The organism is Jannaschia formosa (genome assembly GCF_003340555.1).
In the GTDB taxonomy this organism is placed as follows: Bacteria; Pseudomonadota; Alphaproteobacteria; order Rhodobacterales; family Rhodobacteraceae; genus Jannaschia; species Jannaschia formosa.
Genome location: NZ_QPLJ01000006.1, coordinates 138,998 through 165,874, shown reverse-complemented (window position 1 = coordinate 165,874; position 26,877 = coordinate 138,998). Strand labels below are relative to the sequence as shown.

Below are 26,877 nucleotides of genomic sequence, written 5' to 3'. Positions count from 1 at the left end.
CCGATGGGGGCACAGGGCGTTGAGCGGCGAAAGACCAATCGGAGACCTGCCATGCGCCTCGCCCTCTTGCCCCTCGCCCTGCTCGCCGCGCCCGCCATGGCGCTCAGTCCCGAAGAGATCACGGGCGCGACCTATGACGGGGGCACCGTGCCGGAAGGCCAGTCCGGCCTGACCTTCAAGCTGCAGGTCCTTCTCGACCGGGCGGACATCTCGCCCGGGATCATCGACGGCTACAAGGGCGGCATGAGCGAAAGCGCGCTGCGCGCCTTCGAGTCGCGCGAGGGGTTCGAGGTGGATGGCCTGCTCGACCCCGAGGTCTGGTCCGCGCTGGGCGGCGGCGAAGCCGACCCGGTGCTCCGGGACTACGAGATCACCGAGGAGGATGCGTCCGGCCTCACGGAAGAAATTCCCGACGACGTGCGCGAGAAGGCCGAGATGGACCGGCTCGGCTATCTGCGGGTGAGCGAGAAGCTGGCCGAGCGCTTCCACATGGACGAGGACGTCCTGATCGGGCTGAACCCGGGCAGCGGGTTCTCCGCAGGCGAGACGATCACCGTCGCCGTCCCGGGCGACCGGCTCGACGCCGATGTCGCGCGGATCGAGATCCGCAAGGGAGATCGCCGGGCCGTCGCGCTGGACGGCGAGGGGAACATGCTGACCAGCTACCCGGTCGCCATCGGCTCCGAGGAGACCCCGTCTCCTTCGGGCGAGATGGAGGTGGCCGCCATCGCCATGGACCCGACCTACAGCTACCTGCCGGACGAGAACTTCGTGGCCGATGGCGTCGAGGAGAAGCTGACCCTGCCGCCCGGCCCGAACGGTCCGGTCGGATCGGTCTGGATCGACCTGTCGAAGCCGACCTACGGCCTGCACGGCACGGACACGCCCGCCAAGCTGTTCGAGAACCGAAGCCACGGCTGCGTCCGCTTCACCAACTGGGACATCGAGGAACTGGCCCACATGGTCGGGCAGGGTGTCCCGGTGGAGTTCGTGGAATGATCCGCACGACGTTGATTCTGCTCGCGGGCTTGGCCGGCGCCGCCGAAGCGCAGGAGGCGCCGGAAACGAGCGCGGTGCCCGAGAAGCGGCCCGCCGATCTGAGGGTCGATGCGGAAGGCCCGACCGAGGCGCAGGCGGAGATGGCCGAGTCGCAGATCGAGGAGACGCAGGAAGAAGCACCGGAGGACGGCGAAGAAGCACCGGAGGACGGCGAAGATGCATCGGAGGACGGCGAAGAAGCATCGGAGGACGGCGATGCCGTCGCGACGCCGCCCGGCGACACCGAGCGGGCGCAGATCGCGCTTTCCGATGCGCAGTATCGGCAGTGCCTCACCCTGCTCGACGGCCTCGGCGCCACCTACCGCAGCGTGGAGCCGATCACGCCCGAGGATGACCCCGATTGCGGCATCCTGCAGCCGATCGAGGTCAGCGAGATCCTCCCCGGCGTCGCGCTGGAGCCCGCGGCGACGCTGCGCTGCCCCACCGTGGTGGCCCTGGCGCAATGGACCCGCGATTTCGTGCGCCCGGCCGCCGACCGGCTTGGCCGCGGCGACCTCACCGCGTTGCGCGGCGGCTCGGGCTATACCTGCCGCCGTCGGAACAACCAGCCCGACGGCAAGCTGTCGCAACACGCCTTCGGCAACGCCTTCGACGTCACCGCCTTCGCTTTCGCTGGTGGCGAGCCGCTGCCGATCATGCCCCGGGCGCGCGACGGCACCCTGGAGGAAAGCTTTCAGGACGCCGTGCGCGCCTCGGCCTGCATGGAGTTCACGACGGTGCTCGGCCCCGGCTCGGACGAGTTTCACGACGACCACCTGCATCTCGACGTGGTCGAGCGGCGCAGTGGCTTCCGGCTCTGCGAGCAGGGGCGCGGCGAGGGCGACGAGGACTGATCCGCGCCCGATCCGCGCTCAGGTCTGGGGCAGGCTCAGCACCACGTTGCGGCCGCCGCGCTGGTATTGCAGCCGGTCGTCGCCGATGGCGACGACCCGGCCGCGATCCAGCCGGTCGCCGACCTCGACCTTGACGTAACGGCCGTTCGACAGGCGGACCAGCGCGCGGCGCGCGTTCGACCGCCCATAGACCCCGATCAGGTTGATTTCGTTGAGGCGGATCGCGTTCTCCTGCGTCGCTGCCCGCGCGACGTTCCCCCCGGCCGACCGAATCTGCTGCGATCCGCCATTGTCGGGGCTCGCCTCGGGCTGACGCGGCTGGGTCGTGGCGGCGGCGACCTCGCGGCGCTGGGTGACGATGCGCGCAGCATCGCGCTCGACGCTGCGGGGCCGCGTCCGGGGACGCTCCGACTGCAGCAGGGCGAGGTCGGAAATCGACTCCGCGGGTGGCTGTGCCGATTGGGCGGCGGCGTTGGCGAGCGAGGCGGCGGCGGCCTGCTGGGCGGCGTCGATGGCGGCCTGCTCGGTCGCATCCTGCGCGGCGCGCAGCGCAGCCTCGGCCTCCGCGGCGGCGGTCGCGATCGCCTCCGGGCGTTGGCGCGGCGGCGTGCGGCGCATCTCGGCCAGCGCCGCCTCCGTCTCCGCGCTCTGGGCGGCCAGTTCCGCCTCCGCCGCTTCGGCCTCGGCGGCGAGCTCGGCGGCGCGGGCGGCGGCGGCGCCATCGACGGCCCCCGGGCGCTCCACCGGACGGACGCGGCGGAGGATCGCGTCCTCCTCGCTCAACTCCGCGGCGGGTTCGGGCGTGGAGACGGCGAGCGGTGCGTCCGCGGGGAAGGGCGCGGCCTCCGTGGAGGCGAGCGCGACGGAGGCGTCCTCCTCGCCCGGCCGGGGCTCGGGCAGGATCTCGGGGCGGCCCAGCACCAGCGTGTAGCCGCCGGGCGCCACGACCCCGTCGGGCGTCGCGGCGATGTCTTCGGTCTCGGTGCCCGGGGCCTCAGCCTCCTCCACGGCGTCGGGGCGCCGCAGCGGCAGGGTCGCGGGACGGCCCTGCAGGACGGTGTAGCCGCCGGGCGCGACGGTGCCGTCGGCGGTCGCTGCGACGAGGACGAGGCCCTCGCCCCCTTCGGGCGCGTCCGGCGCGGCGGTTTCGAGCGCCACGGGGTCTGGCGCCGCCTCGGCCAGCGCGGCGAGGCGGGCCTCGGCCTCGCCGCCGGGTCGGGCGCGGGGCAGGGTCGCGGGGCGGCCGCGCAGCAGCGCGTAGCCCTCGGGCAGGATCGTCCAGTCGAACGTCGCGGGCACCAGCCCCAACGCCGCCGCGCGGCTTTCCACCAGTTCCGCCGGAGGCGGGTTCAGGCGCGGCGCGAGCATGTCCGGCGCGGCGGCCTGCGCGGGCAGGCCGGGCGCGGAAAGGCCCGCCAGCACTGGGTCGAGCGACGCGACCACGGTCAGCGGATCGGCAGGCAGTGCGGGCGGCGCGGCGAGGTCCGGGGCCTCGAAAGCGCCGTCTGCCTCCCAGATCTCGATGAACACGGCCGGGGTCGTCTCGGCGTTCGGCGCGGTGTCGAGCGCCGGGGCCTCGGCGAGGTTGGGCGCGACATCCGCCTGCAGCGGGTCCTCCGCCGCCGCCGACAGATCAGGGAGACGGGTCAGGACCGGGCCCTCGATCGGCTCGGGCGCGGCGATCACGGACGGCGTGGCGCTGCCCGTCGTGACGGAGCCCGGCTCCGGCAGCAGGATTGCGAGATCGATCTCGGTCGCCGTCGCGGGTGCGGCCTCAGGCGCCGTCTCGGGCGGCAGGCCGGCCGGGGCCGCGACGGAGAGTTCGGCCCGCTCCACCAGCGGGACGGAGGCGGGGACCATCGGCGGGGCGGCCAGGTCGCCGTCCTCCTCGGCCATAAGCGTGGCCGCGACCCCCACGAGGATCAGGACGGCCAGCAGCCCGAGCGTCATCATCAGGCCGAGCCGCCCGCCGCGACGCGCGGCCGCGGCTTCGCGCGCGAGGCCGGGCAGGGCCAGGGCGGCGGCTTCGGGCGCGTCCCCCTTGGGTTTCTGGGCCGCCTTCTCCTGCGCTTTGGTCTCTTCGGCGCGGCGCTTGATCCGCGCGGCGAGGCTGGCGGGCGCGTCCTCGGGCGCGACGTCGTAGCGCTTGGCCTTCGGGGCGGGGGCAGGGGCGGTGCCTTCCGCCGCCCGGCTTTCGGCCTCGGCATGCCACTCGGCGACTGCCTCGGGATCGGCGGCCCGGCGCTTCAGATGGGCGGCGAAGCTGCCCGGCGCCGCGACGGGCGGAACCTTCGGCGCGGTGGCGGCCGGCGTCTCCGGTGCGTGCGGGTCGGACTTCTTCGGCGCGTCGAAGCTGGTCGAGGGGGCGGCATTCGCCGTCATCGATGGCTCGGCCGCGGTGGGGCGCGGGCCGGGATAGCGGGCGTCGCGCTTGCCGGTGGCCTCGATATCGGCAGGGGTCGGCAGCCAAGGGGCGCTGCGCACCCCGCCGGGCTGCGCCGTCAGGCGCGGCGCGATGCGGGCCAGACGCTCGCCGCTGGCGGTCCGCGCCACGGGCGGCGCGGCGCTGGCCGCGCGGGCGCTGGCGAAGCTCTCCGGCGACGCGGGCGCCTCGCTTCGGGGCGGGCCGAATGCGTCGTCGCCTTCGCCCGGCGCGGGTTCTGCGCGGCTGCGGCGGAATGTCGGGATCGGCGCTTCCGGCTCGTCCTTTGTCACTCCGTCTTCCGTCGCGGGCGAAGCGGCCTCGGCCTCCGCTGTGACGTCCTCCGCCTCCGGCTCTGGCGCCAACTCCGGCTCTGGCTCCGGCTCCGGCAGAGGCGGAGCCGGGGTCGCGCGGAAGCCCTCCCCCAGCGCCAGTTCCAGCGGCGCGCCGCCCAGAAGATCGCCCGCGAGGCCGGTCTTTCCGAACTCGGGAATGCCCGGATAGGCGGGGTCCTTGGGGTTGGCCACCACCGCGACCGGGCGGAACCCGTATTCGGCGGCGAAGGTCTCGGCCTCGATCAGCGTGTCGAGCGCGACGACGGCGACCTGCAGTCGGTCCCCGCGTTCGACATAGTCCCAGGTCAGGTCCTCGACGGCATAGGGCGTCCGGCCCCTCAGCAGCGCGCGGATCGTGTCGTCGGGGCGGCGGTCGTCCCGCTCCAGCGAGGTGTAGAGAAGCTGGCTGTCGGGCAGGACTAGGATCGAGAGGAAGCCCGCCCCGACCCGCGCCTCGGCCACGTCGCGCAGCCCGGCCAGCCGCTCGGGCATGTCCGGCTCGCTCAGCCGCACGGTGCCTTCGCGCCACCACCCGTCCTCGGGCGCCCGGCTGAGGACGGTGATCGAGTCGAGCGACAGGTCGAGGGCGATCTGAGGTATCATCGGGTCGAGCCTAGCACGGGGGGACGGCCCCAGCGAGGGACGGTCGGGACATGACCGGAGTCTAGGGCAAGGCTTTGCCGATGAAAAGACGACTGGCCCCGCCCATGGCTGTGGCGATACTGTGGCGGAACGGGACCATTCCGAGGACACGAACCGATGCGCGTCATTCCAATCCTACTGTTTCCGCTGCTCTTGCCGCTGATGGCGGCCGCGCAGGAAGCCCCGCGGCTGCTGGTCGAGGGGCGCGGCGAGGTGTCTCTGGTGCCCGACGTGGCGACGGTGTCGGTCTCGGTCACCCGCGAGGCCGAGACCGCCGAGGCCGCGATGGAGATGCTGGCCGAGGCCACCGCCGCCGTGCTCGAGCGGATCGCCGCCGAGGGCATCGCCGCGCGCGACGTCCAGACCGGGCAGATCGCGCTCCAGCCGAGCTGGGACCAGCGCGAGGACCGCGCCGCGCCGCGCATCGTGGGCTATATCGCACAGAATTCGCTGACGGTGCGGGTGCGCGACCTGGACCGTCTGGGTGCCGCGATGACGGCCGTGGTCGCCGACGGGGCGAACGGGCTGAACGGTCTGTCGTTCGAGGTGGCCGAGCCGCGCCCGGCCGAGGACGAGGCCCGCCGCGCCGCCTTCGCCGACGCGATGGCGAAGGCGCGGCTTTATGCCGAGGCGGCGGGGATGGAGGTCGGGCCGATCCTGACGCTGCGCGAGGGCGGCGCGCAGCAGCCGGGTCCGGTGCGCTACGAACAGATGGACATGGCCCGCGCGATGCCCGTGGCTCCGGGCGAGGTGACGCAGGCCGTCACGGTCACGCTGGAGGTGGAGCTGACGCCCGCCGAGTAGGACGGGCGTCGGGCCGTGGGTGCGGTCGGGCCGCCTGGCGGCGCGCCGTCGGAGCCCGGTCCGGCTCCGGGTCGGCGCGCCGTCGCGATCACTCCGCCGCCATCTGCGGCGCAACCTTGGCCAGCGCCTGATCCAGATCGGCGATCAGGTCGTCGGCATCCTCGATCCCGATGCTGAGCCGGACCACGTCCGGCGAGGCGCCCGCCGCGGCCTGCTGCTCGGGCGAGAGTTGCCGGTGGGTGGTCGAGGCGGAGTGGATCACGAGGCTCCGCGTATCGCCCAGATTGGCGACGTGGCTGAAGATCTCGACCGAGTCGACGAACTTCACGCAGGCGTCGTAGCCGCCCTTCAGCGCGAAGGTGAAGAGGCCGCTCGCCCCCTTCGGGCAGACCTTCTTCGCCAATTCGTAATAGGGCGAAGAAGGAAGGCCGGCATAGGTGACACGGGCGACGGCCGGGTGCGCCTCCAGCCAGGCGGCGATCTTCTCGGCATTGGCGACGTGGCGGTCCATCCGCAGAGACAGCGTCTCGATCCCCATCAGCGTGTAATGCGCCGCCTGCGGGTTCATCGTCATGCCGAGGTCGCGAAGCCCCACCGCGATGGAATGGAAGGTGAAGGCCAGGCTGCCGAAGGTCTCGTGGAAGCGCAGGCCGTGATAGGCGGGCTCCGCCTCGCTGAGCGACGGGAACTTGCCGGAGGCCGACCAGTCGAACTTGCCGCTGTCGACCACGCAGCCGCCGGTGACGGTGCCGTTGCCGGTCAGGTATTTCGTGGTCGAGTGGACGACCAGCGTCGCGCCGTGCTCGATCGGGCGGACGAGGTAGGGGGTCGCCGTCGTGTTGTCGATGATCAGCGGGATGCCCGCCGCGTCCGCGACGTCGGCGATGGCGCGGACGTCCATGATCCAGCCGCCTGGATTGGCGATGGCCTCGCCGAAGACGGCGCGCGTGTTCTCGTCGATTGCATCCGCCACGGCCTTCGGATCGTCGAAGTCGACGAACCTGGCCGACCAGCCGAAGCGCTTGATCGTCTGCGAGAATTGCGTGACCGTCCCGCCATAGAGCCGGGTCGAGGCCACAACGTTGCAGCCCGGTTGCATCAGCGGGAACAGCGCCATGATCTGCGCGGCATGCCCGGACGAGCAGCAGACGGCGCCTGCGCCGCCTTCCAGCGTCGCAATGCGCTCCTGCAGGACAGCGACGGTCGGGTTGGTCAGGCGCGAATAGATGAAGCCGACTTCCTGCAGGTTGAACAGCGCCGCCGCATGCTCGGCGTCGCGGAAGACGTAGGCGGTGGACTGGTAGATCGGCGTCTGCCGGGCGCCGGTGGCCGGGTCGGGGCGGGCGCCGGCGTGGATCTGCAGCGTGTCGAAGCCGTATTGGCGGGTCTCGGTCATGGGGTCCTCCCTCGCGTGTCGCTTGCCCGCAAGGCTACCCTGCCCGGTGCGAAGTCGCCAGTGGGAAGCCGCCTAGGGCCTGGCCTCGGGGACCCCGGCGCAGGTCGGTCGGGTGGCGAGCCCGGCGGCGCAGATCTCGCGCCGCGCAGGGTAGAGCATGTCGTCCGGCGCGGCCTGCCGCATCCAGCCCAGCACGGCGAGCGGGGCGGCGCCCATGCGGCTGACATGGGCGCCCATCCGGACCTGGATCGGGTCGATGGCCGAGACGGCGGTGCCGTTCGCCCACGCGGCCTGGTGGAAGCCCAGCCGGCCCACGCCCGGGGTCAGCCGACGGATGCGCCCGCCGAGGAAGACGAAGGGGCAGGCCGAGACGCAGGCGCCCGCGGCTTCGGTGGCGAGCCCGCGCCGCCGCAGCAGCGCGCCTGCCGCGATGGCCGCGCCGACGCTGCCGCCGGGGCTGACCAGCGCGACGGTGGTCACCTGTGGGTTGGCGTCGAGCTTGGCCTCCAGCCGTTCGGCGAAGCGGATGTCGATCTCGCCCGCGACCGACAGCACCGCGCCCGCCGCGAGCATGGTGGCGTCGGCGGGCATCTCCAGCAATTGCGAGGCGGCGCCGTTCGGGCGGTCGGCGCAGTCGAAGTTCCACACGAGGCGGCTGCGCGGCAGGTCCCAGACCGCCACTTCGGCCGCGGCGGCGGCGCGTGCGCGCTGGGCGGGGGTCTTCGCCGGGCCGGGCTTTGACGGGGGCGCGAGCGCCAGCCGCTCCGCCAGGGGGGCGCAGCGGTGCTGGGCGATCTTGGCGGGCGAAAGCGGTTCGGCGGCGGCGGGCGCGCCCAGAGCCGCGCAGAGCGCGAGCAGGGCGCGCCACCTAGCCATGGGCGGCGGCGCGGTCGATGGCGGCGACGACGGCCCCGGGGTCGGCATGGTGCGGCATGTGGCCGATGCCCGGCAGCATCGTCAGATTGGTGCGCGGCATCCGGGCCTTGAACGGATGCCCGTGGACCTGCGGCGGAACGATGGTGTCGCGGTCCCCGTGGACCCATTCGATCGGCAGGTCGAGCGTGTGATACCGCTTCTGCATCGCGACCACATGCGGCTTCAGCCCATTCACCTGCCGCGCATTGGCGCGCAGCGAGGCGCGGCGCAGGGTCAGAAGCCCGCCGATATGCGCCTCGTAGCCGGGCGGGACCGGGTCCGGGGCGAAGATGACGCGGGTGATGTCGCTCAGCCGGGTGTCAGGCACCGCCGCCGTCAGCAGCGGCACCGCCATAGCTCCGCCGGGCGCCGAAGCGGTCACGGCGTAGACCGGGCCGAGCCCGCCTTTCCACTCCATCGCCGGCGCCGCCAGCAGCACCAACGCGCGCGCGGGATGGTCCAGCGCCCAGGCCAGCGCGACCGTGCCGCCGAAGCTGTGGCCGAGGATCAGCGGCGCGCCCTCGCCGACCTGGCGGTAGGCGCGGGCGAGCAGCGCGGCCTGTTCCGCGGGGCTTTCGGCGCGGGAGGTCCAGGCGGAGGCATAGGCCGGATCGGTGCGCCCGGTATAGCCGAGGCCGGGCCGGTCGAAGGCGATGCAGCGATAGCGCTCGGAGAGCCGGGGGATCAGGTCGAAGGTGAATTCCCGGAGATTGCCGGACGCGCCGTGAATCATCACGAGGTCCGGCCCCGTGCCCCGTACGACGACATGGACCGGGACGCCGCCCACATCCAGAAGCTCTCCCTGCGGCGGGAAGGTCGTCTCCGCCAGCCGTTCGCGCCGCGCCGCCGCCGCCCGGACGCCTCCGGTCAGAAGCGCGGCGGCGCCGCCGGTGATGAGCGCTCGCTTCGTCATGCCGCCGAGGCTAGGCCGTCCTGAGGACCTTGAAAAGACGGGCCGGAGGCGCGGCAGAGTTTCCGCCGCGGCAACGGGATTGGCCTGTCACAGCGGCTCCGGATCGGCGCCAAGGACCTGGCGATGGGTGCCGATCAGCGCAGTGTCGAAGGGCGTGGTCTGGTAGATCTCGTTGATCCAGTTGCCGTAGAGAAGGTGCCCGTGGCTGCGCCAGCGGTTCTGGGGCGGCCGGGTCGGATCGTCGTCGGGATAATAGTTGCCGGGCACGTTGATCGGGGTGCCCGCCGCAACGTCACGCTCGTATTCGCGGCGCAGGGTGTCGGTGTCGTATTCGAAGTGGTTGAAGATGTGCACGCAGCGCTTCGCCCGGTCCTCGATCAGGCAGGGACCCGTCTCCTCGGAACCCAGCAGCACGTCCATCCCCGCCGCCTCGACCTCGTCGCGCTTCAGTTCGGTCCAGCGCGAGACGGGGACGAGGCATTCGTCCGAGAAGCCGCGCAGATAGGGCGAGGCCGGGGCCTCGTTCGTCACGCGGAAGCAGCCGAAGAGCTTCCGTTCGAGGATGTGCTTCTGCACGCCGTGGAAATGCCAGGCCATCGCCATCGCGCCCCAGCAGACGCCGAAGGTCGAATGCACATTGGTCTGCGTCCAGTCCATGACCTCGCAAAGCTCGTCCCAGTAGGTGACCTCCTCGAACGGCAGATGCTCGATCGGCGAGCCGGTGACGATGAGCCCGTCGAACTTCTGGTGCTTCACGTCCTGGAAGGCGCGGTAGAAATTCTCCATGTGCGCCGGGGAGGTATGCTTCGACTGATGCTCCGTCATGCGGATCAGCGTCAGCTCGACCTGGAGCGGGGTCGCGCCGATCAGCCGGGCGAACTGCGTCTCAGTCGCGATCTTCATCGGCATCAGGTTCAGCAGGCCGATCCGCATCGGCCGGATGTCCTGTCGGCTCGCGGCGCGGTCGGACATCACCATCACGCCCTCGGACCCGAGCACGTCATAGGCGGGCAGGTCGCGGGGAAGGGTGATGGGCATCGGGTGTCTCCTGACGGCGCCCCGCTTCGGAGGGCGGCGTGGCGGGCGGCCGTGAGCATCGAGGGCCGGAAGTTGGAAGGGCGGGCGTTAACCTTGAGGGCGGATGGGTTGGCGGAGGACCGATCTAGCCATCGGCGCGTCGCCTGCCAAGGGCACCCGCGACGAGGTCGATCACGTCGTCGCCATCGCGGACCTGCGCCACGTCGGAGGCCTGCACGGTCACGCCCCAGTTGCGGGCCATCGCGGCGTAGCGCGGCTGCCGCTCGCGGATCGCGGCGGTATAGGCCTCGACGGCGAAGGCCTTCGGGTCGACCTCTTCGGGGGCGCAGCCGGTGCGGGCCATATGCGCCCTCCACGCGTCGGTCAGGAAGGCGGGGCGGTAGCACATCGGCTTCGGCGCGCGGGCGAAGCGGTCGATCAGCGTCTGGGTATGGGCGTCGCTGCCCTCGATCCAGACCATCAGCGTGGCCCCGGCCAGCGTCGTCAGGACCGGATCGTTCGGGTCCTCGGCATCGACGACCTCGCAGGTGGAGCCGCCGGAGTCGCAGACGAAGTTGTCGTAGCCGTAGATGTCCTGCGCCCGCTCGATGAAATGCGGCGTGTCGAGCAGTGCGTTCACCTCGGCGCGGACATGGAGCGCCTGACGCCGCTCGTATTCCGGCAGGGGCAGGCCTCCCTTTGCCGGGTCGCCGGGCTGGCCCAGATAGGTCGAGAGCGGGGCGAGATTGTCGAAGGTGATGTTGGAGCCGATATAGATCGAATCCGTCCGCAGCAGCCCGGCGAGGAAGGGCACGCGCATCGCCTCGCGCTTGAGGTTGTCGTTGATGTGCTCGCCCATGTAGGCGGTGCCGATGCGGTAGTCGACGGAGTAGTGGAACCACTCGCCCGCCTCGCGCAGGATCTCCGACAGGTGGGTCTTGCCCAGTCCGGACATGCCGAAGAAGGTGACGCGCTTGGCGGGCGCGGCGCGCCACTCGGTCTCGGACTCGTAGATCATGGACGCGGCGTAGACCCGCGGCGCAGCGCGCGCAACAGCCGCCCGTCGATCAGCACAAGGCCGAGGGCGAGCAGGGCAAAGCCGGCATAGACATTGGGCGAGAGCACCTCGTCCCTGAGCCCCGCGCCGAGCAGGATCGCGACCGGCGCCACCAGCAGCGTGCAGAGCATCACGTTGCCCGAACCCGCCATCGCGAGGATGCGGAAATAGAGCAGGTAGGCGCAGGCGGTGGCGACGATCGCGTAGTAGCCGATGGCGAGGATCGTGTCGGGCTCGCGCGGCAGGACCGGCCCGTCGAGCCAGAGCGCGGCGGGGATCATGACCAGCGACGATCCGGTCAGCATCCCTGCGGCCTGGACCTGCGGGACCAGACCGGCGAGCCGCAGCCGCGCCCAGACCCCGGCCATCGCATAGGACACCGTGCCGAGGACCACGGCGACCTGCGCCATCGACCGCAGGTCGAAGGCGGCCAGGTTCTCCAGGCCTATGGCGGTCGCGACGCCGAGAAAGCCCAGGCCGACCCCCGCCGTGCGCCGGGGCGTGAGCGATTCGTCGGCGAGGAAGGTGGCCGCTGCGAGGACGCCGAAGACGGCCGTGCCCGCGTTCAGGATCGAGGTCAGGCCGGTCTCGATATGGAGCTGCCCCCAGGCCATCAGCGAGAACGGGACGACGTTGTTCAGAAGCCCCATCACCAGCAGCGCGCCCCAGACGCGCGGGTCGCGCGGCAGCGGCAGGCGCCGCAGCGCGACGTAGGCCCAGAGAACGAGGGCCGCGATCCCGACCCGGTAGGCGACCGAGGTGACGAACGGTATCTCGTCCAGCGCGGTGCGGATCGCGAGGAAGCTGCCGCCCCAGATCAACGAGAGCAGGCCCAGCTCGGCCCAGGCGCGGGTGGTCATGTCGCGGGAGGTCATGGGGAACGGGTAGGCCCCGAGGCGGGCATGCGCCACCCGGAACCTGCTCGTTTGTCGGCCTTTTCGGGAGAGGGACCGATCTCGGACGGGGAGGGGGCTCTGCCCCCGCACGCTTCGCGCGCCCCCCCGGCATATTTGACGAGCATCGAAAGGAGGGCGCTGGCCTTGACGGAAAGCCGGTCCGGGCCGGAGCCGGTCCTCGGACGCCCCGCGAGAGGAGCGGGGCGCCCGGAAGGTTCAGCGGATCAGAACTCGTAGGCGACCTTGAGGCCCACGCCCACGGCGCTGTTGTCCTCGAAGAACGCGACGGGCTGGTCGGCCACGCCGGCGAAGGCGTCGCCGATCTTGGTGTAGTTGATCCCGCCCGAGATGTTCAGGTTGCCCGAGGTATAGCGCGCGCCCAGCGACAGGCCGATCTGTCCGTCGGTCGGCCCCAGCGGCGAGACGGTGTCGCTGCCCAGGTCCTTCTCGTAGGTAATCGAGGCGAGGCCCACGAAGTTGTCGGTGAAGCGCCGTGCCACGCCGAGGTTCCAGCGATAGCTGTCGTCGATATTGGCGAGGTCCGAGTTCAGAAGCTCGGGGATGACGTCGAAATCGTCCCAATCCGTCCAGCGGACGCCGGCCAGCACCAAGGTCTTCTCGTTGATGCCGGTCTGGAATTCGACGTTCACCGATTGCGGCGAGGCGAAGGTCAGGCCGTTCGACTGCTCGACGCCGCCGCCGAACAGAATCGAGGTCTCGTTGCCGCGCGTATCGTGGGTGACTTCCGAATGGTAGGTCACGGCCATGCGCAGCGCGATCTCGGGGATCTCGTAGGCGGCGCCCAGCGTGACGCCGACACCCCAGTCCTGCTCGACCTCGACCTCGTATCCGCCGCTGGCGGCGAAGTTCTGCACCGCCGTGACGGTCTGCGCGAAGGTCGGGCTGATCGCGCTGATCTGCTGGGCGAGGGGCTGCGTCGCCGGATTGCCCGTCGCCACGCCCGCAAGCGCCTGGGGGGCGCCCGCGCCGAGGTTCTGGAGGATGGCGCTCGCCGTCGGATCGCCCGCCGCAGCCGCCGCGCCCAGTGCGGAGCCCAGGCCACGCGCGCCCAGCGCCGCCTGATATGCGATGCCGTTCAGGGCGATCTCGCCGCCCGCCCGCTCGGCCCGGAGGCCGCCGAAGACGCTGATGCGGTCCGAGAACTTGTACTTGCCGATGAAGCTGATGGCGTCCGACGTCAGGTCCGCCTTCGTCCCGCCAAGGGCAGAGGCCGTCGGTGCGTCGTCGTAGAAGATGTCGGCGCCGAAGGGCTGGTCGCCGATGACGGCGTAGCTGAAGCGGTCGTTGACGTCGTTCTTGTAGCTCCAGCTATAGGTCGTGTAGCTGTTGCCTGCATCGTAGCTGCCCGGCAGGCCGCCGGTATCAGAGCCCGACAGGCTCGGGTTCACGTAGCTCAGCCCGAAGGACAGGGTGTTGGCCGGGTCGAAGATCGCGGCGACGGATTGCCCCGATCGGTCGAGACCGCCGGCCAAAGCTGCGCCGGCGCCGACGGTCGATGCGACCGCGGCAAGAATGAAGCGATTCATGTGTTCCTCTTCCCTTGTTCGGCGGCCGAGAGGTGCCGCCCGGCCTTCCCCAGCCGATCTCCATCGTGCGATGGGGCTGAAGGTGCACAGATCGTCCGATTTCGGTCAAATCGGACGCAGCGTCAGACCGCGTGCGCCAAGCCCCCCATTCGTAGCAGTGGCGGAATTGCCACAGCGGGCCTCGGGCTGGGTCAGCCCTTGTCGGCCAGCCTGAGATTGGCCCAGGCAGCCCCGGCGATCACCCCGCCCCCGAGCAGGATGAGCGGATCCAGCGCCTCGCCGTAGAAGGCCGCGCCGATCAGCGCGACGACCGGAAGGCGGGCGAAATCGACCGGCATGACCGTCGAGGCCGGGGCCAGCGACAGCGCGTTGGTCAGGCAGAAATGGGCGCAGAGCCCGGCGAGTCCGATCAGCACCAGCCAGGGCGCCGTCGCCATCCGGGGCAGGGCGATGTCGCCGTCGATCCCGGCGGTCACGAGGCCGAAGACCAGTTGCAGCGACGTGAGCCAGAACATGATGCAGAGCACCGTCTCGGTCCGGGTCAGCCGCCGGGTCAGCAGGTTGGTCAGCGCGAAGAACATCGCCGCCATCGCCGCCCAGAGGAGGCCCGGCGACATCGCCCCCGAGAACGGCTGCGCGACCAGCAGCACGCCGGCGAAGCCAACGACCGCCACGGCATACTGCGCGCGGCGAACCCGCTCGCCCAGGATCAGCGGCGCGAGCAGCAGCACCCAGAGCGGGGAGGTGAACTCCATCGCGAAGACCTGCGCCAGCGGGGCCGTGATCAGGGCGAGGAACCACAGGTTCTGCCCAGTGAAATGCGCGAGGTTGCGCCCGATCTGCAGCTTGAGGTTCTTCGTCGAGATCTGCCCCAGCCCGCCGATCGCCCAGCCGACCGACAGCACGACGATCACCCCCACGATCGAGCGGTAGAGCATGATCTCGAACGTGTCGTGCACGCTGCTGACGGCGCGGCCCGCGACCGCCATCGCGGTGAAGGACGCGATCGAGCCGAGCATCCACGCGGCGGCGCGCAGATTGGTCCGGGCGACGGGCTGGGCGAGATCGGTCAGCTTTCCGGGTCCTGGTAGACGCCCTGTTCCTTCAAGGCGTCGATGACCTCGGCGGGCATGTAGGTCTCGTCGTGGCGGGCGAGGATCTCGGTGGCGACGAAGGTCCCGTCCACGAAGGAGCCGGTGCCGACCATCCCCTCGCCCTCGCCGAAGAGGTCGGGCAGCACGCCGGTATAGGTCGCTGGAATCGAGGCGCCCCCGTCGGTGACGCGGAAGGTGACCGAGGTTCCCTCGCCGCGCACGAGGCTGCCCTCCTCGACGAGGCCGCCGATGCGGAACACCTCGGTCGGGGGCGGCGGGGCCTCGGCGACCTGGCTGGGCGAGCGGAAGAAATTGATCCCGTCGCGCAGCGAATAGCCGATCAGCGCCGTCGAGAGCGCCAGCGCCACCGCCGCGATGGCGATGACCTGGATCCGTCTGGTCTTCTTCAATCCGCGCATGGGCGTTCCCTCAGGCCGCTTCGAAGGTGATCGGGCGCCGCAGGAACTGCGTCGCCCGGGACGAGACCCGCACCGGGTCGCCGGTGGTCACCATCCGCGCCTGCCCGCCTTCGGCCATCTCGGGCCTGCGGGACAGGTAGTCGGCGAGGCTCTCGGCGACAATGTCCGCCTGGCTGAAGACGGTGACGTCCGGGCCGAGCGCCGCCTGAAAGCTTTCGGCGACCAGCGGGTAATGGGTGCAGCCGAGAATCGCCGCGTCGGGCTTCGGCATCTTGCGCTTGAGCGCGTCGACATGGGACTTCACCAGCGCGTCGGCGAGGATCATGTCCCCGTCCTCGATCGCGTCGACGACGCCGCCGCAGGCCTGCGCCTCGACGTCGACGCCGATGGCGCGGAAGGCGAGCTCCCGCTGGAAGGCGCGGGAGGCGACGGTGGCGGGGGTGGCAAACAGCGCCACCTGATTCACCGCGACCTCGCGAGGGGGGGAGTTGTCGCCCCAGTTCCGTTCGGTCAGCGCCTCTATCAGCGGGACGAAGACGCCGAGCACGCGCTTGCCCGGCGGCACCCCCGCCTCCTGCATGCGGCGCAGGGCGGCGGCGGAGGCGGTGTTGCAGGCGAGGACGACGAGGTCGTCGGTCTCCCACATCTTCGTGACGGCGGCGACGGTCAGGGCGTGAACGTCGTCGGCGGTGCGCGTGCCGTAGGGGGCGTTGGCGTTGTCGCCGTAATAGCTGACCTTGAGGTCGGGAAGGCGGCGGGTCACCGCCTGCCAGACGGTCAGGCCGCCCAGGCCGCTGTCGAAGATCGCCACGCTCATTCCGCGCCCCTCGGGGCGTGGTCTCAGGTGCAGCCCGCCCTCTGTCTGTCCCAGTCGAAGCCCGGATCGGGCGTCGCTCCTCCGGCTTCATAGGTCTTCCGGCGGAGCCAGTCCATCAGCTCCGTCTGGGTGCCGGAATGTGCGGCGATCTGTTGCGGCGGGATGGGCGCGCCGACCGAGAACCGGACCGGCCCGTCGGTGCGGGCGCGGAACTCCCGGATCAGCAGGCCGAGGCGCAGCGTCGCGTGCAGATGCGAGGCGAGCTGGAACAGGCGCGAATTGGCGCCCTCGAAATGGATCGGCACGACGGTGGCCCCCGACTTGCGGATCAGCTTGGCCGAGAAGCCCCGCCAGGGCGGGTCCATCGCCCGCCCGAGCGGGCGCTGCGCGGTCGAGACGGCGCCGCCCGGAAAGACGCCGACGATGCCGCCGTCGGCGAGGAAGGACAGCGCGGCGCGGCGCATGGCCAGGTTGACCTCCTGCCCGTCGCGGGTGCCGTCGAAGGAGACCGGCAGGACGACGTCGGCCAGGTCCGGCGACCGCAGGAAGACGTCGTTGGCGATGACCTTGAAGCCGCCCGGCCGCGCCCGGCTGAGCAGCAGCGACAGGACCAGCCCGTCAAGGATGCCGTATGGGTGGTTGGCGACGACGACGACGGGCCCGGTGGAGGGGATCGCGTCGAGACGCCCGCGCAGGATCTGCGGGCGCAGGCCGTAACGCTGCGCCATCTCCTCCCAGAAGACGGCGCCGCCGGCGACGGCCCGGTCATAGCCCTCGGCCCGGCGCAGCAGGATCGTCCGGCCGCCGAGCGCCTCCATCCCCCGGATCAGCAGCCGGCCGGAGGCCGAGCGGGCGCCGGTGGCATAGGTGATGTCGCTGGCGACGGATCGGACCATGGGCCGGTTTAACGGGGCAGAGGTGACGGTTCCATGACAGCCGGCCACGAAAAAGGGCGCCACCAGGGCGCCCGTTCGTCTCGACTGCGAGAGGCTGTCAGGTGTTGGCCTTGATGAAGGTCACGGCGTCACCGAAGGTCTGGATCGACTCGGCCGCGTCGTCGGGGATCTCGATGCCGAACTCTTCCTCGAACGCCATCACGAGCTCGACGGTGTCGAGCGAGTCGGCGCCCAGGTCGTCGATGAACGAGGCATTGGCCACGACCTTGTCCTCTTCGACGCCCAGATGCTCGACGACCTTCTGGCGGACGCGCTCTTCGATGTTGTCGCTCATGCTCTCATCCCTACCTTGCGGCCGTTCCTGGCCCTGTCTGCGCATGTTGGCCCCATGCCGGGCCGCTCACGAATGTGTGAACGTCGGGTCGGCCGTCAAGCCCCCCGGGAAAATGTGCGCCTCCTCTAGCGGCGGTGCGACAGGATGGCAAATCCTTTGTCGGGCCGCCGATTGACGCCGTCAGAGCATCGCCATTCCGCCGTTCACGTGCAGCACCGTGCCGGTGACATAGGCCGCCTCGGGCGACGCGAGGTAGAGCGTCGCCGCCGCGATCTCTTCCGGCTTTCCCATGCGGCCGGCGGGAATCTGCGCGTCGATCTTCGCCTTCTGCTCGTCGGTCAGCTTGTCGGTCATCGGCGTCGCGATGAAGCCCGGCGCGACGGCGTTGACGGTGATCCCGCGAGAGGCGACCTCGTAGGCGAGCGACTTCGCCATGCCGACCATGCCGGCCTTGGAGGCGGCATAGTTCGCCTGGCCCGGATTGCCGGTCGCGCCGACGATGGAGCTGATGTTCACGATCCGGCCCCAGCGGGCCTTCATCATCCCGCGCATCACGCCCTTCGACAGGCGGAAGGCCGAGGTCAGGTTGACGTCGAGCACCGACTGCCACTCCTCCTCGGACATGCGCATGAACAGGTTGTCGCGGGTGATGCCGGCGTTGTTCACCAGGATGTCGACGGCGCCCATCGCCTCTGTCGCGCGCTTCGGCAGCGCGTTGACCGCCTCGGCGTCGGACAGGTCGCAGGGCAGGACATGGGCGCGCTCGCCGAGCGTCCCGGCGAGGGCGTTGAGAGGATCCTCGCGCGTGCCGGACAGGCCGACGGTCGCGCCCGCGCCGTGGAGCGCGGTGGCGATGGCGGCGCCGATGCCGCCCGATGCGCCGGTTATGAGCGCCGACTTTCCTGTTAGGTCAAACATCTATGGGCCTTTCTTCATGTGATCAGAACAGCAGGAGGTCCGAGGCGTCGAGCGTCGGCGCCCCGCTCAGAATCGCGACGGCGCGTGGGGCGTCCGGCCCCGCGCCGTCGAAATCGACCGACAGGAGGCCGGTCCGCGGGTCATAGAGCACGCGGGTCTCTGGCGTCGCCTCGCCGATGGCGAAGACGAAAGGATCCAGCGGCCGCGGCCGCGTGGTGCCCGCACCGCCGAGGAAGCGGTCGTCGAGGGCGAGCCGGTCGCCCGCGCCGAAGTCCAGCACCCGATCCACGCCCCCGGTGGCGACGAAGGCGAAGGCATCCGCGCCGGGCCCGCCGATCAGCACGTCGTCGCCTGCGGACCCGATCAGCGTGTCGTCGCCCTGACCGCCGTTCAGCCGGTCCGCGCCGTCGCCCCCGGCGATCCGGTCGTCCCCGTCGCCGCCGCGCACCCGGTCGTCGCCTGCGCCCCCGTCGATCCGGTCGCCGCCGCCCATCGCGACGATGCTGTCGGCGCCAGAGGTCCCGCGCAGACGCTCCGCCGCCCCAGTCCCCTCGATGTCAGGGGCCGGAAGGAAGCTCTCGAACCAGGCCATGGCCTCCGGGCTCGGCAGGTCTTCGTCCCCGTCCGGGCTGCGGGTGAACTGGCCGAGCGGGACCGGCGTGCCGACCTCCATCCCGCCGCTGTCGAGCTTGTTCAGCACGACCTCCAGCATGGCGCCGAAGGCGGTCAGCCCGTCGACCTGCGTCGCATGGAAGGGCGCCCAGTCGAATTCGGGACCGACCAGGGCCGCGACCTGATGGATGAGCTTCATGTCGAAGCCGTGATACTCGGCGTTCAGGACGTCCCGTCGGACATAGGCGGGGCGCGACGGGTCGGCGTCGTCGACGCGGTAATAGGCCCAGGCGTTCAGCACCGGCTCTCCGGCCTGATCGTGCACGAAGAAGTCCGCGAGCCGCGGGCCATGCTCCCCGAGGACCATCTTTCGCAGCCCGGCCTCTCCGGCGCGCTGGTAGAGCGCGGCAGCGTCCGGGCGCCCGACCTCCTCCAGCACGTCTGCGGCGAGGAGGATCTGGCGCGCGGCGTAGAGATGCTTGTTCAGCGTGCCGCCGATCGTGTCCGCGCTGCGGGAGGTCAGGCCCGCGAACCATGCCGTCTCGGCCTCCAGGTCGAGCAGGCCGAGGCCGCCCGCCTCGTGGTCGGTCAGCATGACGCGGAAGGCGGCCATGCCGCCGTCGATCCACTTGGGCACGTCCCACTGCGCCCCCGCGAGGATCAGGTAGAGTCCCATGTCGGACTGACCCATCGCGTTATAGGCCCGGCCTGCCTCGTTCCCGTCGATCAGCAGGCGGTTCTCGTAGTCGAGCGTGACGTCCTCGCCCGAAAGCGCGGTCTGGAGCGCGGCACGGAACGCCTCCCGGTCGTCCTTCGCCAGCGCCTCGGCGAAGGCGTTGACGAAGTGATGCCAGGGCTTGGCGGTGGCGGTCATGGCCGATCCTCCGTCGCGCGTCGCGGAATTGGAGCGTCAGCCTCGCAACGCGGCGGCGGCCTCGGCGACCTCGGCAGGCGTGCCGATGGCGCGGGTGGCGATGGACTTGTCGATGCGGCGGATCATGCCGGACAGGGCCTTGCCCGCCCCGATCTCCCAGATCTCGGTGACGCCGCTATTCGCGAGGGTCAGGACGCTTTCGCGCCAGCGGACGGAGCCGGTGACCTGGTCGACCAGCAGCGACCGGATACGGGTCGAGTCGCTGGCGGGCTCGGCCGTGACGTTGGCGATCAGCGGGACGACCGGATCAGCGATCTCCACGTCGTCCAGCGCCTCCGCCATCACGTCGGCTGCCGGGTCCATGAGCTGGCAATGGAACGGGGCGGAGACGGGCAGCAGCATGGCGCGTTTGGCGCCGCGGTCCTTCGCCAGCGCCACGGCCCGCTCGACCGCTGCGCGGTGGCCGGAGATGACGACCTGCGTCGGATCGTTGTCGTTGGCGGCCTGGAGGACCTGCCCGTCGGCGGCGTCGCGGGCGACGGCCTGCGCCTCCTCGAAGCCCATGCCGAGCAGGGCGGCCATCGCGCCTTCGCCGACGGGCACGGCGGATTGCATCGCCTCGCCGCGGATGCGCAGGAGCCGGGCCGCGTCGCCCAGGTCCAGCGCGCCGGCGGCGACGAGGGCGGAATACTCGCCCAGCGAGTGCCCGGCCACGTAGGCGGCGTGCCTCGCGACCGAGACGCCCTCGGCCTCCAGCGCGCGGAGCGCGGCGATGGAGGTCGCCATCAGCGCGGGCTGGGCGTTGCGGGTCAGGGTCAGGTCGTCGATGCTGCCGGACCAGATCAGGCCGGACAGGTCCTCCCCCAGCGCGGCGTCCACCGCGTCGAAGACGGCGCGGGCGGCCGGGTAGGCATCGGCCAGCTCTCGCCCCATGCCGATGGTCTGGGCGCCCTGGCCCGGAAACACGAAGGCTCTCATCTCGGCCCCTCCCTCAAGGTCAGGCTCGTCTAGCGGGCGGGGCGCCACGCTTCAAGCTGGGGGCGCGGCGCACGGACGCTGTGCGGCATTTGCAATTGGCCGGACTCGCCGATGCGGGCAGATTGCGGCGGAAAATTCGGAGACACCGCCATGCCGACCGATACCGCCGCGCCGACGCGCAGCGCCGCGACCAACACGCCCTCGACCTATGGTTGGGTGGAGCGCGCCTTCCATTGGGCCATCGCCCTGCTGATCCCCACGGTCATTGCGCTGGGCGTGATCGCTCATGATGCGCCGTTCGACAGCGACGAGGCGCTGGCGCGCAAGGCCTTCCTGTTCAGCTTCCACAAGACGGTCGGCGTCACGATCTTCTTCGTCGCGCTCGCCCGCATCGCCTGGGCGCTGAGCCAGCCGCGCCCCGCGCCGCTGCATCCCGACCGCAAGGTGGAGACCTTCGCGGCCTCGGCGGTCCACTGGCTGCTCTACGGCTCTCTGCTGCTGGTGCCGCTGTTGGGCTGGGCGCATCACGCCACCGCCGAGGGTTTCGCGCCGATCTGGTGGCCGTTCGGGCAGTCGCTGCCCTTCCTGCCGAAGGATCCGGAGCTTTCGGCGCGCCTGGCCGTGCTGCACATGACCTTCGAGCGGGTGCTGGTGATCGCGCTGGCGCTGCACATCGCGGGGGCGCTGAAGCACCTGTTCGTCGACAGGGATTCGACCTTCGCGCGGATGTGGCGCGGCGCCGATCCGGGGCCGCTGGCCGGGGGCAAGGCCCATGTCGCGCCCTTCGTCGCGGCGCTGGCGGTCTGGGCGGTGGCGCTGGGCGCGGGCTTCGCCATCGCGCCGCAGGGGGTTCAGGCGGTCGAGGCGCAGGCGGCCTCCGTCGAGGGTGTGTCGACCTGGACCGTCGAGGAGGGGACGCTGTCGATCACCGTCACGCAGCTGGGCTCGCCCGTCACCGGCACCTTTAGAGACTGGCAGGCGGCGATCGACTTCGACGAGACGCCGCGCGCGGACGGCAGCTTCGGCACGGTCGAGGTCGGAGTCTCGACGGGGTCGCTGACGCTGGGCTCCGTCTCGGAGCAGGCGACGGGGGCGGAGTTCCTCGCCTCGGGCGAGTATCCGCAGGCGACCTTCTCGGCCACGATCCTGGCAGACGGCGAAGACTATGTCGCGGACGGCACGCTGGACCTGCGCGGCGTCGAGATCCCGTTGCGACTCCCCTTCACGCTGGAGATCGAAGGCGACCGCGCGGCCATGACAGGACAGGCCTCGCTCGACCGGCGCGATTTCGGGATGGGAGAGACCTATCCCGACGAAAGCTCCGTCGGGTTCGGGGTGGCGCTGGACGTGGCGCTGACGGCGGTGCGCGCGGAGTAGCGCGCGCCGCCCCCGGGGCGTTAACCCCGCCTTTACCCGCAATTGAGCGACCCCGTGCTCGGCCTTAGCCGCTTGCTTCCTCGGACCACGGGAAGGGAGCGGTCATGCACAGCGTCAGATCCATCGCAGAGGAGATCGTCGCCCGCGAGGGCGGCTACGTGAACGACCCGGACGACCCCGGAGGGGCGACGAATCACGGCGTCACCATCCACACGATGCGGCGCCTCGGTCTGGATCTCGACGGCGACGGGGACGTGGACGCGGCCGATGTCCGCCGGGTAAGCCGCGCGCAGGCGACCGACATCTTCATGGAGCACTATTTCGCCCGCCCGCGCATCGACCTGCTGCCCGAGGCGCTGCAGGCCAGCGTCTTCGACATGTATGTGAACGCCGGCGACAATGCCGTGCGCATCCTTCAGCGGCTGCTGAACCGGATGGGGCAGCGCGTCGCGGTCGACGGGGCGCTGGGGCCGCGCACGGCCGCTGCGGCCCGCGAAGCCGCCGAGGAGGCGCCGGACCACATCGCCGACGCCTACGGAATCGCGCGGCGCAACTACTATTACGCGCTCGCAGACCGGCGCCCGGCCTCGCGGAAATACGCGCGGCGGCGGGATGGCGGCAAGGGCGGCTGGATCCGGCGCGCCGAGGAGTTCATCTCGCCGCGCCACCACCTGAGCGAGGCGCAGCACAAGGCACGGGTGGCGGCATGGGGATGATCGGGGGACTCGCCCGCGCGGGCGGCGCGGTGGCGACGCTGGGCCGGGCGGCGCAGGGGCTGTCGGAGGTCTTCGTCCCCAACGCCACCGAGGGCCAGGCGCTGGTCCATGCGGGCCGGAAGGCCGCGCTGGACCAGCTGGGCGCGGAGTTCGCGCTGCCCAAGCGGGGGCTGTTCGACCGGGTGGTGGACGGGCTCAACCGCCTGCCGCGACCGCTGCTGGCGCTCGGGACGCTGGGGCTGTTCGTCTATGCCATGGCCGAGCCCGTGGGTTTCGCCGCGCGGATGGAGGGGCTGGGTTATGTGCCGGACCCGCTGTGGTGGCTGCTGGGCGCGATCGTGGGCTTCTACTTCGGTGCGCGGGAGCTGCATTACGCGCGCGGGCCCTCTGCGCCGCCGGCGCCGGAGCTGCCCGAGCCCGTCCATTCCGCCTGGATCGCGCCGGACCGGCCGGAGGAGGTCGCCGGGCCGGAGGTCGAGGAGGCGGACGACAACGCCGCCCTTGCGGAATGGCGCGCGGCGCGGAGCGGCGGCTGAGCCGGCGATCCGGCCCGCCTTCCGGGGCGGCCCGCTGACGCAGGCGTGACGCCGCACCCCGTTGGCGCGGCGAAGCGGCTCGCCTATACCGGGGGCATGATCGTAGAGTTCGGCCACTTCGCCCTCGTCCTCGCCTTCGCCACCGCGCTCGTGCAGATGGTGATCCCGCTGATCGGCGCCCACTACCGATGGAGCGGGTGGATGGCCGTCGCCTCGCCCGCCGCGACAGTGCAGGTTCTGCTGGTCGCGTTCAGTTTTGCGGCGCTGACCTATGCCTTCGTGACCTCGGATTTCTCGCTCAGGCTGGTCGTCCTGAACTCCCACACCGACAAGCCGATGCTCTACAAGGTCACCGGCGTCTGGGGGAATCACGAAGGGTCGCTGCTGCTCTGGGTGCTGATCCTGGCGCTGTTCGGGGCGGCCGCCGCCTGGTTCGGGCAGCAGTTGCCGCCGACGCTGCGGGCCCGGGTCCTTGGGGTGCAGGCGAGCGTCGGAGTGGCCTTCTACGCCTTCATCATCTTCACCTCGAACCCGTTCACGCGGCTGGCCGTTCCGCCCTTCAACGGCGAGGATCTGAACCCGCTGCTTCAGGACCCCGGCCTGGCCTTCCACCCGCCGTTCCTCTACCTCGGCTACGTCGGTCTCAGCATGGCGTTCAGCTTCGCGGTCGCCGCGTTGCTGGAGGGCCGGGTCGACGCGGCCTGGGGACGCTGGGTGCGGCCCTGGACGCTGGCGGCCTGGCTGTTCCTGACCATCGGCATCGCGCTGGGGTCGTGGTGGGCCTATTACGAACTCGGCTGGGGCGGGTTCTGGTTCTGGGACCCCGTCGAGAACGCCTCGTTCATGCCCTGGCTGATCGCCGCCGCCCTGCTTCATTCGGCCATCGTGGTCGAGAAGCGCGAGGCGCTGAAATCCTGGACGATCCTGCTCGCCATCCTCGCCTTCGGTTTCTCGCTGGTCGGCACCTTCATTGTCCGCTCGGGCGTCCTGACCAGCGTGCATGCCTTCGCCAACGACCCCGAGCGGGGGGTCTATATCCTGGCCATCCTCGGGATCTTCACCGGCGGCGCGCTGGCGCTGTTCGCGTGGCGGGCCCCGACGATGCAGGCCAAGGGCGTGTTCGGCGTGGTCAGCCGCGAGAGCGCGCTGGTCGCCAACAACCTGCTGCTGGCGGTCGCCTGCTTCGTCGTCTTCATCGGCACGATCTGGCCGCTGATCGCCGAGATGGCCTTCGACCGGAAGCTGTCGGTCGGCCCGCCCTTCTTCAACGCGGCCTTCACGCCCTTCGTCATCGCGCTGGCCATCATCCTGCCGCTGGGCTCGATCCTGCCGTGGAAGCGGGGCACGGGGGCAACCATGCGCAAGATGCTGCCCGCCGCCGTGCTGGCCATCGCCGTCGCCGGGCTGGTCTGGGCGATGGAGACCGAGCGGTCGCTGGGTGGCCCGCTGGGCGCCGCGCTTGGCGTCTGGCTGGTCGTCGCCTCGCTGATCGATCTCTGGTCGCGAACGGGGCGGGGGCCGCTCTCGGGGCGGCTGTCGCGGCTGACGCGGTTGCCGGGGGCCGACTGGGGCAAGGCGCTGGCGCATGGCGGACTCGGGATCACGATCTTCGGGGTCGCCGCGCTGGTCACCTGGGAGCAGGAGAAGATCGAGGTCATGAACATCGGCGACCGCATGACGCTGGGCGCCTATGAGATCGTGCTGGAGGATGTGAGCCGGGTGCAGGGGCCGAACTACATATCGACCCTCGCGCGGATGCATGTCTACGAGGACGGGCGCGATATCGGTGTGCTGCCCGCCGAGAAGCGGGTGTACCCGGTCGCGCAGATGCCGACGACCGAGGCGGGCATCGACAACGGCTTCACCCGTGACTTCTATGCCGTGATCGGCGATCCGCAGACCGGCGGGGGCTGGGCCGTGCGGGTCTATATCAAGCCCTTCGCCAACTGGGTCTGGGGCGGCGCGATCATCATGGCTCTGGGCGGGATCGTGTCGCTGACCGACCGGCGGTACCGCGTGGCGGCGGGCGCCCGGAAGGCGACACCGCAGCCGGTGCCGGCGGAATGAGGGCCTGGCTGGCCGGCGCGATGCTGCTCGTCGCCACGGCGGCGGGAGCGGTGCAGCCCGACGAGGTGCTGGACGATCCAGCGCTGGAGGCGCGGGCGCGGGCGCTGTCCGAGGGCATCCGCTGCCTCGTCTGCCGCAATGAGTCCATCGACGAGAGCAATGCCGACCTCGCCCGCGACCTGCGCCTGCTGGTGCGGGAGCGGCTGGTCGCGGGGGACAGCGATGCGGAGGTGATCGACTTCCTCGTCGACCGCTACGGCGAGTACGTGCTGCTGAACCCGCCCGCGACGGGCTCCACGCTGCTGCTGTGGGGTGCGCCGCTGGCGCTTCTGCTGCTGGGCGGGGGCGTCGCCGTCGCGCATGTGCGGGGCCAGCGCAAGGCTGGGCCCGAGACTCTCTCCGAGGCGGAGGAGGCGCGGCTGAAGGATCTGATGAGCGGACGGTAGGCGGTGCCGGGCAGGGTGATGCCCGCCCTGTGGCCCGGCCGGCTGCCCGGCATTTCTGCCGCCGGGTCGCTCTTCCGCTCATCGGCCGGGGCAGCTACCTTTGCCGCCGCAACCCCGGAGGGCCAGATGAACTACGAGACGATCCGCCTGAGCGTCCGCGACGACGTCGCGGTGCTGCAGCTCAACCGGCCCGAGGTGATGAACGCGCTATCGACGCAGATGCGGGCAGAGATCCTGCACGCCGTCAAGACGGCCGGCGACGAGGCGCGGGTGCTGGTGATGACGGGCAAGGGCAAGGCCTTCTGCTCGGGCCAGGATCTGGGCGACCGGGCGAACATGGACGATCTCAACCTGGAGCGGACGCTGCGCGACGAGTACGAGCCGATGCTGCGCGCCATCTTCGACTGCAAGGTTCCGACAATCGCCGCCGTCAACGGTCCGGCGGCGGGGGCGGGGGCAAACCTGGCGCTGGCTTGCGACGTGGTGATCGCTACGGAAGGCGCCGTCTTCCTGCAGGCCTTCACGCGGATCGGGCTGATTCCTGACGCGGGCGGGACCTACTGGCTGCCGCGCCAGATCGGGACGGCGCGGGCGATGGGCGCGGCGCTTTTCGCGGAGCCGGTCCCGGCGCGGAAGGCGGCGGACTGGGGGATGATCTGGGAAGCGGTGCCGGACGCGGAATTCCACGAGGTCTGGAACGAGCGGGCGCGGCACCTCGCCCGAGGGCCCTCGGTCGCCTATCGGGCCGTCAAGGAGGCGATCCGGGGCAGCTTCGACAACAGCATGGACCAGCAGCTGGCGCTGGAGGCGCGGCTGCAGGGCGAGGCCGGGAAGACGCGGGACTTCAAGGAGGGCGTGCTTGCCTTCCTCGAAAAGCGCCCCGCCGCCTTCGAGGGGCGCTGACCGGGCCGGGGCCGCACCCTTGCGGCGAGCGGCCTGGCGGCTTAACTGGCCCCG

25 protein-coding genes are annotated in these 26,877 nt (G+C 71.1%); 9 read left to right on the top strand and 16 right to left on the bottom strand.

Annotation, left to right across the window (positions count from 1 at the left end; all coding sequences use genetic code 11):
- The first annotated feature begins 51 nt into the window (after nucleotides 1–51).
- Together DR046_RS09120 and DR046_RS09115 are read left to right on the top strand one after the other, a co-directional pair.
- Nucleotides 52–999: a L,D-transpeptidase family protein gene (locus DR046_RS09120; protein ID WP_115382066.1), complete on the top strand. Its 948-nt coding sequence runs from the start codon at nucleotides 52–54 to the stop codon at nucleotides 997–999.
- Nucleotides 996–1,892 carry an extensin-like domain-containing protein gene (locus DR046_RS09115; RefSeq protein WP_115382065.1) on the top strand — a complete coding sequence of 299 codons (897 nt, stop codon included), beginning with the start codon at nucleotides 996–998 and terminating at the stop codon, nucleotides 1,890–1,892. The genes DR046_RS09120 and DR046_RS09115 overlap by 4 nt, the downstream gene beginning before the upstream one ends.
- 18 nt (nucleotides 1,893–1,910) lie before the next feature.
- Here the strand turns inward: DR046_RS09115 and DR046_RS09110 are convergent, their stop codons facing one another.
- Nucleotides 1,911–5,252: a hypothetical protein gene (locus DR046_RS09110; protein ID WP_115382064.1), complete on the bottom strand. Its 3,342-nt coding sequence runs from the start codon at nucleotides 5,250–5,252 to the stop codon at nucleotides 1,911–1,913.
- Nucleotides 5,253–5,408: 156 nt separating this feature from the next.
- On the opposite strand from DR046_RS09110, the gene DR046_RS09105 reads away from it, so the two are divergent.
- Nucleotides 5,409–6,095, top strand: coding sequence for an SIMPL domain-containing protein (locus DR046_RS09105; RefSeq protein ID WP_115382063.1), 687 nt, complete (start codon nucleotides 5,409–5,411; stop codon nucleotides 6,093–6,095).
- Between the two features lie 88 nt (nucleotides 6,096–6,183).
- Here the strand turns inward: DR046_RS09105 and DR046_RS09100 are convergent, their stop codons facing one another.
- The 15 genes from DR046_RS09100 to fabD all read right to left on the bottom strand — a co-directional run bounded on the left by DR046_RS09100 (nucleotide 6,184) and on the right by fabD (nucleotide 20,778).
- Entirely contained in the window at nucleotides 6,184–7,491 is a 1,308-nt protein-coding gene (locus tag DR046_RS09100; RefSeq protein ID WP_115382062.1) for an O-acetylhomoserine aminocarboxypropyltransferase/cysteine synthase family protein, read from the bottom strand.
- A 72-nt stretch (nucleotides 7,492–7,563) separates the two neighbouring features.
- Complete coding sequence (locus DR046_RS23620; RefSeq protein WP_167767018.1) at nucleotides 7,564–8,367, bottom strand: hypothetical protein; 804 nt, start codon at nucleotides 8,365–8,367, stop codon at nucleotides 7,564–7,566.
- On the bottom strand, nucleotides 8,360–9,319 hold the full coding sequence (locus DR046_RS09090) for an alpha/beta fold hydrolase (protein ID WP_115382061.1): 960 nt from the start codon (nucleotides 9,317–9,319) through the stop codon (nucleotides 8,360–8,362). The genes DR046_RS23620 and DR046_RS09090 overlap by 8 nt, the downstream gene beginning before the upstream one ends.
- Nucleotides 9,320–9,406: 87 nt before the next feature.
- On the bottom strand, nucleotides 9,407–10,357 hold the full coding sequence (locus DR046_RS09085) for a homoserine O-succinyltransferase (protein WP_115382060.1): 951 nt from the start codon (nucleotides 10,355–10,357) through the stop codon (nucleotides 9,407–9,409).
- 124 nt (nucleotides 10,358–10,481) lie between these two features.
- On the bottom strand, nucleotides 10,482–11,354 hold the full coding sequence (locus tag DR046_RS09080) for an ATPase (RefSeq protein WP_115382059.1): 873 nt from the start codon (nucleotides 11,352–11,354) through the stop codon (nucleotides 10,482–10,484).
- Nucleotides 11,351–12,268 (bottom strand): DMT family transporter, encoded by a 918-nt coding sequence (locus tag DR046_RS09075; RefSeq protein ID WP_115382120.1) that lies wholly within the window; start codon nucleotides 12,266–12,268, stop codon nucleotides 11,351–11,353. Before DR046_RS09075 ends, DR046_RS09080 begins: the two co-directional genes overlap by 4 nt.
- A 245-nt stretch (nucleotides 12,269–12,513) precedes the next feature.
- Complete coding sequence (locus DR046_RS09070; protein WP_115382058.1) at nucleotides 12,514–13,836, bottom strand: OmpP1/FadL family transporter; 1,323 nt, start codon at nucleotides 13,834–13,836, stop codon at nucleotides 12,514–12,516.
- A gap of 191 nt (nucleotides 13,837–14,027) precedes the next feature.
- On the bottom strand, nucleotides 14,028–14,855 hold the full coding sequence (locus DR046_RS09065; RefSeq protein ID WP_115382057.1) for a DMT family transporter: 828 nt from the start codon (nucleotides 14,853–14,855) through the stop codon (nucleotides 14,028–14,030).
- Between the two features lie 50 nt (nucleotides 14,856–14,905).
- The gene (ccmE, locus tag DR046_RS09060; RefSeq protein ID WP_115382056.1) at nucleotides 14,906–15,349 is read right to left on the bottom strand and encodes a cytochrome c maturation protein CcmE; all 444 of its coding nucleotides are present in this window, start codon (nucleotides 15,347–15,349) and stop codon (nucleotides 14,906–14,908) included.
- Between the two features lie 10 nt (nucleotides 15,350–15,359).
- Nucleotides 15,360–16,166: a glutamate racemase gene (locus DR046_RS09055; RefSeq protein WP_115382055.1), complete on the bottom strand. Its 807-nt coding sequence runs from the start codon at nucleotides 16,164–16,166 to the stop codon at nucleotides 15,360–15,362.
- A 23-nt stretch (nucleotides 16,167–16,189) separates the two neighbouring features.
- Nucleotides 16,190–17,062, bottom strand: a complete 873-nt coding sequence (locus tag DR046_RS09050) for a lysophospholipid acyltransferase family protein (protein ID WP_115382054.1) — start codon at nucleotides 17,060–17,062, stop codon at nucleotides 16,190–16,192.
- A 97-nt stretch (nucleotides 17,063–17,159) separates the two neighbouring features.
- Nucleotides 17,160–17,396, bottom strand: coding sequence for an acyl carrier protein (locus DR046_RS09045; protein WP_109563358.1), 237 nt, complete (start codon nucleotides 17,394–17,396; stop codon nucleotides 17,160–17,162).
- A 180-nt stretch (nucleotides 17,397–17,576) separates the two neighbouring features.
- Complete coding sequence (gene fabG, locus DR046_RS09040) at nucleotides 17,577–18,314, bottom strand: 3-oxoacyl-ACP reductase FabG (RefSeq protein WP_115382053.1); 738 nt, start codon at nucleotides 18,312–18,314, stop codon at nucleotides 17,577–17,579.
- Nucleotides 18,315–18,336: 22 nt separating this feature from the next.
- Nucleotides 18,337–19,800 carry a calcium-binding protein gene (locus DR046_RS24185; protein WP_115382052.1) on the bottom strand — a complete coding sequence of 488 codons (1,464 nt, stop codon included), beginning with the start codon at nucleotides 19,798–19,800 and terminating at the stop codon, nucleotides 18,337–18,339.
- A gap of 36 nt (nucleotides 19,801–19,836) precedes the next feature.
- On the bottom strand, nucleotides 19,837–20,778 hold the full coding sequence (fabD, locus tag DR046_RS09030) for an ACP S-malonyltransferase (RefSeq protein WP_115382051.1): 942 nt from the start codon (nucleotides 20,776–20,778) through the stop codon (nucleotides 19,837–19,839).
- A gap of 150 nt (nucleotides 20,779–20,928) precedes the next feature.
- Here fabD and DR046_RS09025 point away from each other — a divergent pair, with 150 nt between their 5' ends.
- The 6 genes from DR046_RS09025 (at nucleotide 20,929) to DR046_RS09000 (ending at nucleotide 26,823) form a co-directional block, all read left to right on the top strand.
- Nucleotides 20,929–22,155: a cytochrome b/b6 domain-containing protein gene (locus tag DR046_RS09025; RefSeq protein ID WP_115382050.1), complete on the top strand. Its 1,227-nt coding sequence runs from the start codon at nucleotides 20,929–20,931 to the stop codon at nucleotides 22,153–22,155.
- Nucleotides 22,156–22,259: 104 nt separating this feature from the next.
- Nucleotides 22,260–22,871 carry a holin-associated N-acetylmuramidase gene (locus DR046_RS09020; protein ID WP_115382049.1) on the top strand — a complete coding sequence of 204 codons (612 nt, stop codon included), beginning with the start codon at nucleotides 22,260–22,262 and terminating at the stop codon, nucleotides 22,869–22,871.
- Nucleotides 22,862–23,407 carry a holin family protein gene (locus DR046_RS09015; protein ID WP_115382048.1) on the top strand — a complete coding sequence of 182 codons (546 nt, stop codon included), beginning with the start codon at nucleotides 22,862–22,864 and terminating at the stop codon, nucleotides 23,405–23,407. Before DR046_RS09020 ends, DR046_RS09015 begins: the two co-directional genes overlap by 10 nt.
- A 96-nt stretch (nucleotides 23,408–23,503) precedes the next feature.
- Nucleotides 23,504–25,474, top strand: coding sequence for a heme lyase CcmF/NrfE family subunit (locus tag DR046_RS09010; protein ID WP_115382119.1), 1,971 nt, complete (start codon nucleotides 23,504–23,506; stop codon nucleotides 25,472–25,474).
- Entirely contained in the window at nucleotides 25,471–25,920 is a 450-nt protein-coding gene (locus DR046_RS09005) for a cytochrome c-type biogenesis protein (RefSeq protein WP_115382047.1), read from the top strand. Before DR046_RS09010 ends, DR046_RS09005 begins: the two co-directional genes overlap by 4 nt.
- Nucleotides 25,921–26,046: 126 nt before the next feature.
- Nucleotides 26,047–26,823, top strand: coding sequence for an enoyl-CoA hydratase-related protein (locus DR046_RS09000; protein ID WP_115382046.1), 777 nt, complete (start codon nucleotides 26,047–26,049; stop codon nucleotides 26,821–26,823).
- Nucleotides 26,824–26,877 lie beyond the last annotated feature (54 nt).